Consider the following 13,492-nt stretch of genomic DNA (forward strand, 5'->3'; position numbering starts at 1 on the left):
CGACGTTAATGGGGGCGACGTCCCTCCGGTGTTGAGTAGCATGTGACTTTAGAGTCCAATCAACCATACATGGAGATTGGACATGAAGATAACGACTCCGCAAAGATCTGGTGGGAAGACATTTTTCCTAGGATTGCCAGCAGAGCACGGAGGTTTGATTTCTTATGACTCTTCTCAAGTAGAAGTTGTAGACGCTACTTTGGCAGGTAGATTGGTATTTTGTGAGCTTAATCAGATTAAGGGAGTCTATCATTGGTCGATGATTGAAGAGCAATTGCTGGATGATTTGTTAGAGTCTGATGAGGATGCCTATCGTAGATTTTTGGAGATTATTAAAGAGGAGGGGCTTATTGATGCTGGATGCTGCTAAAAAGGGAGTGATGGTTTGTGCGCATTGATGCTTTAGTAAATGGAAAATTGTGTCCTTGTTAGTGGCTTTGATAAAGAGGTTGAGATAAGTTGCTGTTTTGCAATGGTCTCAGGGGGTGGGTTCTTGGTAGAGAGTAAGGAAGACGCGTTCTCTATGAAAAATGCTATAAAAATCCAGCATCCCGATCTTGAAAAAATACTTTTCTCCTTGGTTCCTGCCCTCGGTGGGAGTGAGTTCAGCTATTTGTGTGATGCAAGCATAATTGGTACCCTGCGGAAAAGTGAGGATGTAAAATTCCAAGGAGAGATTGTTGATATTAAAAAATTTAATTTAATTGTTAGCGGCCTGTGTTTTAATATTTTTTAAATTTAACGGATTGTTGTGGGCGTAAAGACCGTTCCGCTTGCGGGGTTTGCATTGGGCGAAAATTAATGTAACCCTGAGCTAAATTTATACCGATTTGATTGTTTTTCAAATAAGATCGCCCTTGACAAGTTAATGTTGCATAAATCCTAGATAGGGTGAGTTTCCCCTGTCCCCAATGGATTTTCGCCACAGGCACCGTGCACGGCTGGCCCAGTATGCTGAAATGGTTCAATATGGTAGCACGCACTTGTAGCTCTGCCACTTGAGCATCGAAGCACCGGGCTGTCCCCCGTTCACCCAGCCGTTTGAAGCAATACATCTCGGTTTCCCAATGATAGCGGCTCCAGGGTTCTCCAAAGCGCTCTGCATGGTTGTTTGGTGGCTCGCAGAATCTCGTTTCAAGCTAACACATCCAGCGTACTTCCTTCCCATTGCCTAGCATTCTTGCGTGTTGAGACGCACCCGATTGCACCTCGGCAATAAGGAGCGCGTGCCTTACTGAGCGCGACGCTGGTACAGATGAAGGGTGAGAGTGAGGCGTCGGGAGCTGGACTCCTGCTCACTGAATTTTAGCAATCCTCATAACTAAATGAGACTTATAGTGACTATGGGCATTTATATGACTTGTGTGTGATTGACTGAATTTCAAGGGCAACGCCATATTAAAAGGAAGGTAGTAATGTCTAGCGAGGTAATGATCCCCATATCGGTTTTACCTGATTTTTGTGATTTTTTGGAAATTATCACTGCTGAATTTGACTTGATGGGTGTAAAAAGAAGTCAGATAACTGTTGGGGTGACCTTAGGTGTGGGGCCTGACCTGCTTGAGCAGGTGCTGTGCGTTTGCGATCACGATAGTGGTTTTGTCTGTTGGATAAGCTTTTGTTACTTTCCCCCTGAAGTTAGAGAGAAAGCTGAGATGGACTTGCCATATGTGGCCGGTTTTTCTGCTAAAGGGGAGGGTAATTTAAAATTTTTGACAGTGGTGGCTGGTATTGTGGCCAAAAATCAAGGGAGAGTGGTTTATGATGATGGGTATATGTTAAAAAACAAGAAGTGTATTCAGTCGAAGAGTTGAAGCTGATGGCCTGCTCAGCGTTTAATGAATTGTATGGGAAATGATGCCTTGTCGTATGCTTGGGATAAGGTTGCTGTTGGCCTGGGATAAGGAAAGTACTGCTGGTTTCTAACTACCCATCTGAGCTTTGTGAAACCTGGAAAATAATGTGGCTGCAGTAAAACAATACCAAGAAGTGGCATGAAATGGTGTTGGTATGAATAGAGAGCTTTTTGGCCAGCCATATGATGGGCGCAATCCAAATTGGGTTGTGTTGGCGTATTTGGACAGAATGTACAATGATGGCAAATTTATCGAGGCGATTGAATCTATCTCAGATGGAGTCGGCTTGAGTGTGGATGGTGCTTATTGTCATTTCCCATTTATGGATAGTTTTTACGATGATGATAGATTTGAAGGGGTTAAATTTATTTATGGTTACTCGGTGGATGGAGATGATGATGAAGTGATTGTAAGTCTAGACGTTTGTTTGAGCTTGATTAATGTTGCGTGTGCAAAATACATAAAAAATCACCCGGAGGATGAGCGGGTCGTAAAAGAGGTTTTTGATAAAACAAGTGAGAGATTGGGTGATGCTAAAGGAATGTAACAATGTATTTATAACAATGCCAAGAAGGGATTGGCATGAATGAGATTGATAGGCAATGGATTTGTGAAGTTGGAGAGTGCTTGGATGGCTTTGGTACGGGGGGGGAGGATTTGTATCATGTTCTAAGCACTATTTTGTTTGAAAATAAAATGAACTATTTGCAGTTTCTTGCTAGTGCAAGTGAGGGGCATGGGTGCTATGCTCATGAAGGGCTAGGCTATTCATTAGATCAAGACTGGGACTTTCCAGAAGATTTTGATGAGGTTGCTTTTTTTGTTGGAGATTTTGAAAGCTCTACTTTAAAAGTTTCTGAATTTTTAATGGCTATGTCGTGCATTTCAAAGGCTTATGTGGAGCGGCATGTAGAGGATAAGCAGGCGGTTGAACGTTATATGGAGAAAATAAGCGCACGATATTCTAGCTTGTGATGGCTTAGGTTTTTGACTAATTCCTACTTTTTGAAAATAAACAAAGCTTGTATTTTATATAGGATAGAAATTGATGTTTAATGAATAAGCTGGCATCGGGGGCAAGGGTTGCCTGTTGAGGGAAAGTGTACTTTTTCCTGTAAGATGTGGGGCAGCCAGAATCCTTGGGTAGGATATCTTACTAGTTAAGGCCGACCGTTTGGCGGTCATGCCGGTTGCATTGTCGCATTGGGTGTCGACCCAGTTGTTGTCAACAATGCGTCCGTGCTTCTAATGAGGTTGGCTGGATTCTTGGTGTTGATGGCAGGAATGTGCTTGTTAATATTTATAAAGATGTTGGTGTCGGCATTGCCGGCTTGTATGGTGCCGTGCCTGACGTTGTGAAGTGGGGATGTGAGGTTGTAAAGTGAACGGGGAGATACGTTCCACTGAGCGCTTGGGGTGATTAAAATTTTGTAATGGCAATACAAAAAAGGAAAAGCATGTTTATTAGATCGGTCCCAGATGACCTGGATCTTTGGGCTTTTTTTGGATCTGGTCCCTTTTTTGAAAACAAGCAAGATCTACATTTTGCATTTCAATACACGGATGGCAACAATGTCACTGCTATTTTTTCTTATTGTGAAGTGGCGGGCTGGATACAGGTGGTTTTAGAGCTTCAAGGGTGTGAGCTGTCTAGGTGTTTGTATGAGTGTGTTGCATGTTTTGAAATTAAGAAGGATGCGATTGGAGAATTTCTGTGTGCCGAAATATTTTATGGAGGGGCCAAAAGCAACTTCTCATTAAGGGTTCAACCCTTTGTTGTTTTTAGTTGCTCTAGCCTAGAAGTGTGAGACTAGTCTCAGGGGCGTGGAGGTAAATTGCACTTGATTCGCCGTGGGTGAGCTACTGAACAGTTTTTGCAAGCTCGCCCTCCGGAGCCTATGCGAAAGTGCCGGCGTCGCGCATCTGCGCTTTTCCCTGTGTGCTCCCCCCATGCCCATCCAACGTCCCGGCCTTAAACTGAATCTCCCTCCTTTGAATATGGGCGCGCTTGCCGTCAGTGCGTCAGCGCCGTCCAGCGCAGATCATCTTCGCGCCAATATGGAGGGCTTGCGCCAGCAGGTGCGGGCGATGCCGCCCGCTGATTTTCGCGAGGCCCAGCATGCTCCGGACTATGCCGGCATGCGGCAAAGCGGTTTCGCCTGCATGAGCCACGGCTTTATGTTGAGCAGCGGAGGGCAGGATGTGTTCATGCATGCCCGGCGCGAGCAGGCGCAGAATCAGGGCGAATTCGCCGGCGATAAATTCCATCTCAGCGTGCGGCGGGACTTGGTGCCGCAGGCGTTTCAGGCTTTGTCCGGGCTATTGTTTTCGGAATCCAGCCCGATTGATAAATGGAAAGTGACGGATATTGAGCGCGCAGGGCCGGAGGCCAGAGTCGGCGCCGGCGCGCAGTTGACCTTGTATGTGAAGCCGGATGGCGCGGACTCCCAATACAGCGCACAAGGTTTGAGCCAGGTGCGTCAGTTTGTGGAGCGCCTGGAAACGACTTTGGCCGAGCACGGCATTGAGCCGGGCCAGCATCCGGAGTCCGATGTCCGTCCTGAACACTGGCGCTACGCCAGTTATCGCAATGAATTGCGCAGCGGCAGGGACGGTGGCGACGCGCAAAGCCAGGCCTTGCGCGAGGAGCCGTTTTATCGGCTGATGACGGAGTAAGGCTGGAGCCGCCATGTCGCGCCCCTTTAACAGCCAGGGGCGCGCGATGGTTTTAGAACCTGTTTACGATCTGCTGCGCATCGTGAGACGTGGCACGGTGAGTACCACTTCGAAATGCTCATGTACCACTTGTACATCACGCTTTCTCAGCGGTTTTCGCCTTGTCTCGCCTTAGCTCGCGAGATCGTAAACACGTTCTTAGAACGAGTAAATCAGCCCCACGCCCAGCGAACGGATTTCAGCGTCGTAGAAGCTGATGTCGGCGTTGGATTTGCCGTAGGCGGCGCTGACGAAGGCGGACAGCGCTTTCTCGCCGAACAGCTGATGGCGCAGGTAGTTGAGGTCGACGGCGTAGGCGTTGCTGTCAGCTTTTTTATTGCCGAACAGCGGGTTGCCCTGGTCGAAGCGCTGTTTGCGGAATTGCAGGCCGGCGCTGAAGGTGTTGAGATCGCTGCTGTAGGCGTAGTCCAGGCTCAGGCCGTAGCTTTTGTTGCTCATCGCGCCGCCGTCCAGCTTGTCCTTGCCCCAGCTCAAACCGGGGGTCAGCGTTTGATTGGGGGCGAACGCCCATTCATAGCCGGCTTTCAGCAAGGTGGCGTCGCCGTTGCGGTTCAGCGTGGCGCGGTCCGCCGCGCTGAGGCCGGCCACGCTCTGGCCGCTGCGCTCGTCGTCTATCTTGATGTTGCGCTGGGTCAGCTGGGCCTTGAAGCCGGTGCCCATGATGTTTTCCCAGCCCAGCAACAGGCCGGTGGATTTGCGCTTGGTGCCGTCGCGGTCCACGCCCACGGCGTAGGGGTCGGTCCAGGTATTTTTGTTGAGGCCGCCGTAAAGCAGGCCGGCGGAGACGATGCCGTTGTTGCCCACTTGCTGGCGCACGCCCAGCTCCAGGGTGTCGTCCATGCCCAGCGGGTCGTGGATTTGGCTGTCGAACACGATCTGGGTGCGGCTGGCGGCGAAGGTGTAGCTGAGGTCCAGCACCGGCAGCGCGAAGGAGTCGTTATGGGATTCCGGCGCGCTGTTCAGGCTGTTGGTTCTTTGGTTTTTGTCCCCTTTGAAGAGGTTGGATTTGACGCGGTTGCCGCCCACGCCCAGGCCGATGCTGCCGGAGAAGCCGTTTTCTTCCGGTATGGGGTCCGCCATTGCGAGTTGAGCCGCCAGCAAAGCGGACAAGCCCACGCATATAGTGCGCATATTCATCATCCTCAAATAAAAAGAGCTACTTTTGGTTTTCGCCGACGCAGCAGTGCATGGCGTCGATTTATGCAAAATGGATTATTTGTCCATGTTAAGCCGACGGCTGGCCGATTTGTCGCTTGCAGCGAAAATTTAGCCTGAGATCGCTTTGTTTTAGCCGCGGCTTGTTGCGGAATTACCATCGCGAGGCGATCGCTCCCGCAGAGGGAGAGACTGTTGCCGTGCGGACTAGCTGGGCCGTCACGAGTCTTGAAACTAGCCGGCCGGTGGCGGGATGAAATGGGCAAGGCGGCCGTGGCCGCCTTTGTGCATATCTTAAGTTTAAGACGGTGTTTGACGCAAGATCTGCTGTAGCGACAGTTCGTAGGTGTTGAGCCGGTCAATGTATTCGAACACGTCCAGCGGTGCGATGCTTTGCGTCAGCACTTGTTCAACCAGGTGAAAGAAGCCGGCCCAACATGCGCTGGCCGCGCTTGGGTCGCTGAAGTTCACATCTTGGGCGATGCGCGCCAGCAGAAAACGGTCCGCGCAGCCGGGGTTGTCTTGCAGGAAGGCAAGGTAGTGGCCCGCGTATTCCCGTCCCAGTAGATAAGCCTGGCGACGATCGGCCAGTGGCGGCACTTGCCAGTAGCGGGCGCTGGCTTGGCCGGGCAGCGGGGCGACGAAGGGCAAGGCGTGGTAAGGCTGGGGCTGAGGGTCGGGGTGATAACGGCGGCGAAGGGGGAGATGGCATTTCATCACAATGCTCCTTTGCGAGGTTCTCGCTCGCTCTCCCGCTCTCATTCGGGATGGCGAGCGCGTGACAGGGTTGAGAGACCGGCGCAAAGGACCCGGCAGACCATAAAGGTCTCCCCGCCACGGCTCGCCGAAAATTGGGCGTAGCAATGGCGCCGGTTGCTGTGAACAACCGGGAATCTTTGCAGAACGGGCTCTCAATCCCGGTGCCTGTAATCTCAAGCACGGCCGCATTATTGCCGGCCGGAGCGCCGCAGGCAAGGCTTGGGTTTCTTTCGCATTGCGTTTTCTTGCAATGCAATATTTGATGGTAGTATCGATCGCTCAGCAAATATGCTCAGAGAAAGGCCGGCATGGCGGGTTGTCGCGGTTTTATCTGGTCGGTCTTGTTGCCTTTGGCCTTGTCCGCCTGTTCTATGCAACGCTCCGCGGACGGCACGCTCAGCCGTAGGCTGGATGTGCAGGAGGCTTTGTCTTTTGTGCATCAGGATGTGCCGCTGGCCGGCAATCACTTGGTGTTGCGCTCGTCGGCCTTGTCCGGGCGTTATGAGTTGAAGTTCTACGACCGGCAGCTGGTAGTGCCCTTGGATGAGCGCTGGAGCAAGGTGCGGGTGATGGACGCTAGCGAGCAGGGCGGAAGCCTGCTGGTGCTGCTGCGCGCGGACGACGCTGAGTGCGCACCGGCCTATCGTTTGCTGTGCGTGCGGGATTATCAGGTCAAGAGTTGGACCCTGGTGGCCAGTTGCAATCAGAGCGAGGCCATGACGGTTAACTCGGACGACGGGGTATGGCGCGCGCGCCAGCAGCGCAACCGTTTGAACGCGATGGTGTGGACCTGGCGGGACGGCCAGCTGGAGGCGAGACTGGAGCGGCCGGCGTCGGCTTACGATTCTCCGCGCACGGTGACGCGCGGCGGCAATAGGGAAGGCCGCGGCCCGCACCGCGACCATGACCGCGACGAGTTGCCGGACTGGGCGCGTTGGCTGCCGCCGGCCGGTTAGGCCCGGCTGGGCTAGAGAGATCTTCTACGGGTTTTAAAAAGCGGTTTACGAACCGCCGCGCGTCGGCAATATGGTTTTTAGAGCCTGTTCATAGTCTGCTGCGCGTCGGCGATACGGCGTTGAAAACCTCTTCGAAATGCTCATGTGCCACTTGACCATTCCGCTTTCTCAGCCGCAACGCTCGCTGGATCGTAAGCACGTTCTTACTGCGGCGTCACTCTCACTTTGATGCTGCGCTCCAGTTGCACATTGCTGCGGCTGACGCCGATGAGCACGGTTTCCTGGCCGCTTTGGTCGCGGCCGATGCCTCCCACGGTCAGCCATTCGCCCACTGCGCCTTCCACTGTGGTGGCCAATTTGGCGCTGTCCAGGTTCTGGCCGTTGAAGGCTTGCTGGCTGGCGGCCAGTTCCAGCGTCACGCGTTGGCCGTGCAGCCGCGGACGGGCGTAGAAGCCGGTGACGGCGTCCTGGTAGCGCACGCCCACTACCGGCCGGCCGTCGGCGCCGAACATCAGCCAGGGCAGCGGCCGGCTGCTGCCTATCTCGATGAAACCGGTTTTGCCGTCCAGCATGCGCAAGGCCTGGCTGGCTTGCAGCCGGGTGTTGGATTGGCCGGCGCCGCCGGCGATCACTACCTGGCTGCCGGGGCGCACCGTCATCGGCTTGCCGGTGCTGATGCTGTAGCCGCCGCCCTGAACCTGGCCGCCCAGTTGCACCGCGGATTTGCTTTCTCGGCTCACGCCATCCTGGGCCACTTCCACCAGCAGGGATGAGGATTTGACGTCCAGTTGGCGGATCAGCCGGCGCAGTTCGGCGCTGCGGCCGGGCGGGGCGTCCAGGATCAGCTGGTTGCCCAGCGCGCCCAATTTTTCGCCGTCGCGCAGCTGCGGCCGCAGGGCGGCGGCCACTTCGTCGCCGTCGCGCCAGTTGAGGGTGATGACGTCGGCGGCGTTGGCGGCGGCGGCGAGGCCAAGCAGCGCGGCCGCGATCAGGGTGGTCTTGCTTGATTTCATGTCACAAATCCTTGCCGGAGCGCCAGATGGCCCATACCAGCCACACACTGTTGAACATGGCCAGCATGAAGCCGACGAAGCCGAAGAAGGGCAGTCCGAATAGTTTGGGCCCGGCGTTGACGGTCATCACGATGGAGGAACCGATGATCAGGCAGCCGGTGACGATGCCCATGGTCAGCCGGTTGGCGCTGCGGTCCAGCTGACGGCCGAAGCTGTCCAGCCGCTGCAGGTCCAGGTTGACGCGGAATTTGCCGTGGCGCATGTCCTTGCCCATGCGCATCAGGTCGCGCGGCAGGCTTGAGAGCATGGCCAGCGCTTCGCCCAGCGAGTGGCGGCCGCGTTTGAGCAGGGCCGCCGGGTGGTAGCGGGCAATGGAAAGCTCGCGGACAAAGGGGGTGATGTGGGCGATGAGCTGGAAATCCGGGTCCAGCTGGCGGCCCAGGCCTTCCAGGGTGATCAGCGCCTTGAACAGCATGGCCATGTCCGGCGGCAGCAGGATGGAGTGGTCGCGGATCAGTGCCATGATGTCGGCGATCAGCTGGCTGATGTTGATGCCCTTGAGGGGCACGTGTTCGTACTGAAACAGGAATTCGCCCACATCGTGGGCGAATTGGCGTTCGTTGACCGGGGTGTTGCCGGTCCATTCGATCAGCACGTCGATGATGCCGGCTTCGTCGCGGTTGGCCACGGCGGCGAGCAGATCGACGATTTCGTCACGGCGGCCGTGGCTGATGCGGCCCACCATGCCGAAGTCGATGAAGGCGATGCGGTGCTCGGGCAGGAAGAAAACGTTGCCGGGGTGAGGGTCCGCGTGGAAGAAGCCGTGGATCAGAATCATCTTCAATACCGCGTCCGCGCCCCGCTGGGCCAGCAGCACCGGGTCTAGGCCGCTGTCGGCCAGTTGTTCCAGCCGGGCGGCCGGCACTCCGGCGATGTAGTCCTGCACATTGACGGCGGCGTTGGTGTAGTCCCAGTAGACCTTGGGTACCCGCACTTCCGGATCGTCGGCGAAGTCGCGGGCGAAGCGCTCCGAGTTGCGGGCTTCCACCGCCAGGTCCATCTCCCGTTTGAGCGAGCGGGCGAACTGGCCGACGATTTCCACCGGCTGAAAGCGGCGCACATCGGGGAACTCCAGTTCCAGCAGGCCGGCCAGGTGGTTGAGGATGCGCAGGTCCGCTTCCACTTTCTCCACAATGCCGGGGCGGCGCAGCTTGACCGCTACGTCGGTGCCGTCGTGCAGGGTGGCGCGGTGCACTTGGGCGATGGAGGCGGAGCCTATGGGGTTGAGATCGAAGTGGGCGAACACGGTTTCAGGCTCGTCGCCCAACGCGGCCTTGACCAGGCGGCGTACCGCTTCCGGACGCACCGGCGGCACCTTGTTTTGCAGCTTTTCAAATTCGGCGATCCAGTCCGGCGGGAATACGTCCACGCGGGTGGAGAGGATCTGGCCCAGTTTGATGAAGGTGGGGCCCAGTTCTTCGAAGGCGAGACGCACCCGCTCCGGGGTGGGCGGGCGGTTTTCCGGCTCCGGCAGGTTGAGGTTCAGCCATTGGCCGGCTTTTTCCACCGCGCGCGGTAATTTTAGCCTTTGGGCGAATTCGCCCAGGCCGTGACGGATCAGGATGCCGCTGATTTCCTTCAGTCGCGGCAGGTCGCGCATGGCGATCAGGGTTTCTCTCAGCATCGGTTTTGCCTTGTGGGCATTGGTTTTCGCTCAAAAACAAAGGCTTGCCGTCCGGGCGCGCCGGCGCCGTCCCGCCGCGCGGCGTGGTCGCCGGCCATGCCAATGCGATGGATTGTACGCCATTAGTGCGGGCTGTCTCGTCCAAGGTTCAAGCGGGCCGGCCCAAAGCGCTGGAAACGGCCTGCCTGCGGCTTTACACTGCCGCCCCCGTCCGATAGAGTTCGGCCTATGAAATTGCAACTCCGCTTAATGACTCTGGTGCTGGCGGGCTTTATGGTATTCGCTGAAGCGGCTCCGGAAAAGGCCCCTCCGGAGGGGCGCCCCGCGGCGGAAGCTAGCGCGCAGTCCGGCCAAGATGATCCCATATCCAAATTCTCCTCCCCCGCGGAAGACGCGGTGGGGGATCTGCTGTTGCAAGCCATGAGCCTTTTGGGCGTGGCCTATCGTTTTGGCGGCAATTCGCCGGAAAACGGCCTGGATTGCAGCGGTTTTATCCGTTATGTGTTTCAAAAATCCCTGAAAGTGAACCTGCCGCGCACTTCGGCTGAAATGGCCCGCGTGGGGAAATCCATCAATCGCAGCGAACTCGTGCCCGGCGATCTGGTCTTTTTCAACACCCGCGGCTTCAGTTATTCCCATGTGGGCATGTACATGGGCAACGGCAAATTCATTCACGCGCCGCGCACCGGCAAGAATATCGAAGTGGCCAATATCAACCAGAGTTACTGGAACGGCCGCTTCAACGGCGCGCGTCGGGTGAATCGCAGCACGGCGGCGCAGTCGGCGGACACGTCCGACGATCTGAACGTGGCGGTGTCGACGCGCAAGGCCTCGGCGGAAAGCGCCCCGGCGGTCAAGTGCCGCAAGGGCAAGAAGTGCAAGCCGGAGGCCGCCGCCAAAAAGGGCGGCAAGGCGGAAGCCAAGAAGTCGGGCAAGAGCGGCGGCAAGGCGGCGGCGAAGAAGGGTGGCAAGGCCGCCGGCGGCGCCAAGAAAAAAGCCAAGCGTTGATTGGCGGCTTAAGCTGATAAAGATGCAGGAACAACATTGCCCGCGTTGCGGGCAATGTGCTTTGGAGCGAGATGATGGCATTGAACGTGACTATTCCGGTGTGGAAAGACCCGCAAGGCAATGTGGTGGCTTGCGTGGAAAAACTGAAAGTGATGCAGGAGAACCTGGAAGAACTGGCACAGCTGGCGCAGGACGCGTTGGAAGACGCTGTGCTGATGGGCTGTGACGAAGGCCAGGTCAAGGATTTCCTGGTGCAGGTGATGCAAAGCCTGCACAACCCCTATCAAGGGCGCTGAGCGCCGTTTTCATCCACCCCCTCGGGTTGGCCGCCGCGCGCGGCGAGCCCGCGATTCGCTCCGGAAAGGGGCTTTTTTGATGCATTGGCCTTTTGAAGCCTTTATCGGCCTGCGTTACTTGCGGGCCAAACGCCGCAACGGTTTCATTTCCTTCATTTCCCTGATTTCCATCGTCGGCATTGCGCTGGGCGTGGCCGCGCTGATCATTGTGTTGTCGGTCATGAACGGCTTCCAGAAGGAAATACGCGGCCGCATCCTGAGCGTGGCCTCGCATCTGGAAGTGAGCACTTACGACGGCCGGCTGGATCATTGGCAGCAGGTGGCCCAAGTGGGCGGCGCGCAGCCGCATGTGTTGGCCGGCGCGCCCTTCGTCAACGGCCAGGGCCTGTTTACCGCTTACGGCAATGTGCGCGGCGGTCTGGTGCGCGGCATCGAACCGGCGCTGGAAGACAAGGTGGTGGATGTGGGCCGTCACATGGTGGCCGGCAAGCTGGAAAACTTGCGTCCCGGCGAGTTTGGCATGGCGCTGGGCGCGGAACTGGCGCGCCAGCTCAATGTGGGCCTGGGCGACAAGGTGATGCTCTTCGTGCCGCAGGGCATGATCACGCCGGCGGGCATGCTGCCGCGCTCCAAGCAGTTCACCGTGGTGGGCATTTTCAAGGTGGACATGTTTGAGTTCGACTCTACGCTGGCGATGGTGCACCTTCGCGACGCTCAGGTATTGTCGCGGATGGGGGACAGCGTCAGCGGCATGCGCTTCAAGCTGGACGATCCCATGCTGGCGCCGACGGTGAAGCAGGCGCTGCGCGCCAAGTTGCCGCAAAACCTGGTGACGGACTGGACCGACACCAACTCCAATTATTTCCGCGCGGTGCAGATCGAGAAAAGAATGATGACCATCATCCTGACGCTGATCGTGGCGGTGGCGGCGTTCAATCTGGTGTCCACGCTGGTGATGGTGGTAACGGACAAGCAGGCGGACATCGCCATTTTGCGCACGCTGGGGGCGTCCCCGGCCAGCATCATGAAAATCTTCATGATTCAGGGCTCGGTGGCCGGGGTGCTGGGCACCTTGTCCGGGGTGGCCTCGGGCGTGCTGATCGCCTTGAACCTGGACGTGATCGTGCCGCTGATCGAACGCATTATCGGCAGCAAGATTTTGTCCAGCGAGGTGTATATGATCGACTACCTGCCTTCGGACGTGCAGTGGAACGATGTGTCCACCATCACCCTGATTTCCCTGCTGCTGGCCTTGTTCGCCACGCTGTACCCCAGCTGGCGCGCGGCGCGTACCCAACCGGCGGAGGCTTTGCGCTATGAGTAATGTGTTGTCGTGCCAGGGTTTGGGCAAGTCCTATAACGAAGGCAAGCTGCAACTGACAGTGTTGTCCGATGTCAGCCTGATGGTGGAGAAGGGCGCCAGCCTGGCCATCGTCGGGGCGTCCGGCTCAGGCAAGAGCACGCTTCTGCATTTGCTGGGCGGGCTGGATACGCCCAGTTCCGGCCGTGTGGAGGTCTTGGGGCGCGATCTGGCGACTTTGTCGGAATCCGAGCGTGGCCAGCTGCGCAACGCGTCGTTGGGCTTCGTTTATCAGTTCCACCATTTGTTGCCGGAATTCAGCGCGCTGGAAAACGTGATGATGCCGTTGCTGATTCGCCGCATGCCGCGCAAGCAGGCGGAGCGGGAGGCGAGCGAGATGCTGGGCCGCGTGGGGCTGGGGCAGCGCTTGCAGCACAAGCCGGGCGAACTGTCCGGCGGCGAGCGTCAGCGGGCCGCGATTGCTCGCGCGCTGGTGACCCGGCCGGCCTGCCTGCTGGCGGACGAGCCCACCGGCAACCTGGACGTGCACACCGCCAAGCAGGTGTTCGATCTGATGCTGGAGCTGAATCGCACACTGGGCACCAGCCTGATCATCGTGACTCATGATTTGGGGCTGGCCGCGCGCACGCAGCGCATGCTGCGGTTGAACGAAGGCAAGCTGGCGGAGACGGAGCGCGCCGCGGGCGAGCCGGCTTAACATTCGAAATC

The 13,492-nt window shown here is 56.9% G+C and carries 16 protein-coding genes and 1 pseudogene; 12 read left to right on the forward strand and 5 right to left on the reverse strand.

Annotation, left to right across the window (positions count from 1 at the left end; all coding sequences use genetic code 11):
- Positions 1-82: 82 nt before the first annotated feature.
- Together GYH29_RS10430 and GYH29_RS10435 are read left to right on the forward strand one after the other, a co-directional pair.
- Positions 83-370, forward strand: coding sequence for a hypothetical protein (locus tag GYH29_RS10430; protein WP_118267534.1), 288 nt, complete (start codon positions 83-85; stop codon positions 368-370).
- 39 nt (positions 371-409) lie between these two features.
- A complete protein-coding gene (locus tag GYH29_RS10435) occupies positions 410-736 on the forward strand; it encodes a hypothetical protein (protein WP_161523658.1) in 327 nt (108 codons plus the stop codon).
- 184 nt (positions 737-920) lie between these two features.
- Here the strand turns inward: GYH29_RS10435 and GYH29_RS10440 are convergent.
- Positions 921-1,209: pseudogene (locus tag GYH29_RS10440) on the reverse strand (IS5/IS1182 family transposase); the annotation flags it as partial.
- Positions 1,210-1,415: 206 nt separating this feature from the next.
- On the opposite strand from GYH29_RS10440, the gene GYH29_RS10445 reads away from it, so the two are divergent.
- The 5 genes from GYH29_RS10445 to GYH29_RS10465 all read left to right on the forward strand — a co-directional run bounded on the left by GYH29_RS10445 (position 1,416) and on the right by GYH29_RS10465 (position 4,532).
- On the forward strand, positions 1,416-1,814 hold the full coding sequence (locus tag GYH29_RS10445) for a hypothetical protein (RefSeq protein ID WP_161523659.1): 399 nt from the start codon (positions 1,416-1,418) through the stop codon (positions 1,812-1,814).
- Positions 1,815-2,010: 196 nt separating this feature from the next.
- Positions 2,011-2,403 (forward strand): ribonuclease toxin immunity protein CdiI, encoded by a 393-nt coding sequence (cdiI, locus tag GYH29_RS10450; protein ID WP_161523660.1) that lies wholly within the window; start codon positions 2,011-2,013, stop codon positions 2,401-2,403.
- A 35-nt stretch (positions 2,404-2,438) separates the two neighbouring features.
- Entirely contained in the window at positions 2,439-2,831 is a 393-nt protein-coding gene (locus tag GYH29_RS10455; protein WP_161523661.1) for a hypothetical protein, read from the forward strand.
- 482 nt (positions 2,832-3,313) lie between these two features.
- Positions 3,314-3,664 carry a hypothetical protein gene (locus tag GYH29_RS10460; protein ID WP_161523662.1) on the forward strand — a complete coding sequence of 117 codons (351 nt, stop codon included), beginning with the start codon at positions 3,314-3,316 and terminating at the stop codon, positions 3,662-3,664.
- Positions 3,665-3,806: 142 nt separating this feature from the next.
- On the forward strand, positions 3,807-4,532 hold the full coding sequence (locus tag GYH29_RS10465; protein WP_043593104.1) for a type III secretion system effector phosphothreonine lyase: 726 nt from the start codon (positions 3,807-3,809) through the stop codon (positions 4,530-4,532).
- Positions 4,533-4,730: 198 nt separating this feature from the next.
- Here GYH29_RS10465 and GYH29_RS10470 read toward each other — a convergent pair whose 3' ends face one another.
- Complete coding sequence (locus GYH29_RS10470; protein WP_161523663.1) at positions 4,731-5,723, reverse strand: DUF2860 family protein; 993 nt, start codon at positions 5,721-5,723, stop codon at positions 4,731-4,733.
- A gap of 324 nt (positions 5,724-6,047) precedes the next feature.
- Positions 6,048-6,464 carry a hypothetical protein gene (locus tag GYH29_RS10475; protein WP_043593108.1) on the reverse strand — a complete coding sequence of 139 codons (417 nt, stop codon included), beginning with the start codon at positions 6,462-6,464 and terminating at the stop codon, positions 6,048-6,050.
- A 350-nt stretch (positions 6,465-6,814) separates the two neighbouring features.
- Between GYH29_RS10475 and GYH29_RS10480 the strand changes: the two genes are divergently transcribed.
- Positions 6,815-7,462 carry a hypothetical protein gene (locus GYH29_RS10480; protein ID WP_019100749.1) on the forward strand — a complete coding sequence of 216 codons (648 nt, stop codon included), beginning with the start codon at positions 6,815-6,817 and terminating at the stop codon, positions 7,460-7,462.
- A 203-nt stretch (positions 7,463-7,665) separates the two neighbouring features.
- On the opposite strand, the gene GYH29_RS10485 is transcribed toward GYH29_RS10480, so the two are convergent.
- Positions 7,666-8,475 carry a hypothetical protein gene (locus tag GYH29_RS10485; RefSeq protein ID WP_232060570.1) on the reverse strand — a complete coding sequence of 270 codons (810 nt, stop codon included), beginning with the start codon at positions 8,473-8,475 and terminating at the stop codon, positions 7,666-7,668.
- A 1-nt stretch (position 8,476) separates the two neighbouring features.
- A complete protein-coding gene (locus GYH29_RS10490; RefSeq protein WP_161523664.1) occupies positions 8,477-10,159 on the reverse strand; it encodes an ABC1 kinase family protein in 1,683 nt (560 codons plus the stop codon).
- A 228-nt stretch (positions 10,160-10,387) separates the two neighbouring features.
- Between GYH29_RS10490 and GYH29_RS10495 the strand changes: the two genes are divergently transcribed.
- The 4 genes from GYH29_RS10495 to lolD all read left to right on the forward strand — a co-directional run bounded on the left by GYH29_RS10495 (position 10,388) and on the right by lolD (position 13,481).
- On the forward strand, positions 10,388-11,167 hold the full coding sequence (locus tag GYH29_RS10495; RefSeq protein ID WP_043593114.1) for a C40 family peptidase: 780 nt from the start codon (positions 10,388-10,390) through the stop codon (positions 11,165-11,167).
- A gap of 71 nt (positions 11,168-11,238) precedes the next feature.
- A complete protein-coding gene (locus GYH29_RS10500) occupies positions 11,239-11,463 on the forward strand; it encodes a hypothetical protein (protein WP_019100753.1) in 225 nt (74 codons plus the stop codon).
- A 79-nt stretch (positions 11,464-11,542) separates the two neighbouring features.
- On the forward strand, positions 11,543-12,787 hold the full coding sequence (locus GYH29_RS10505) for a lipoprotein-releasing ABC transporter permease subunit (protein WP_161523665.1): 1,245 nt from the start codon (positions 11,543-11,545) through the stop codon (positions 12,785-12,787).
- Positions 12,780-13,481: a lipoprotein-releasing ABC transporter ATP-binding protein LolD gene (gene lolD, locus GYH29_RS10510; protein WP_161523666.1), complete on the forward strand. Its 702-nt coding sequence runs from the start codon at positions 12,780-12,782 to the stop codon at positions 13,479-13,481. Before GYH29_RS10505 ends, lolD begins: the two co-directional genes overlap by 8 nt.
- Positions 13,482-13,492: the final 11 nt, after the last annotated feature.

The sequence above is a fragment of the Chromobacterium haemolyticum genome, assembly GCF_009936155.1.
In the GTDB taxonomy this organism is placed as follows: domain Bacteria; phylum Pseudomonadota; class Gammaproteobacteria; order Burkholderiales; family Chromobacteriaceae; genus Chromobacterium; species Chromobacterium haemolyticum.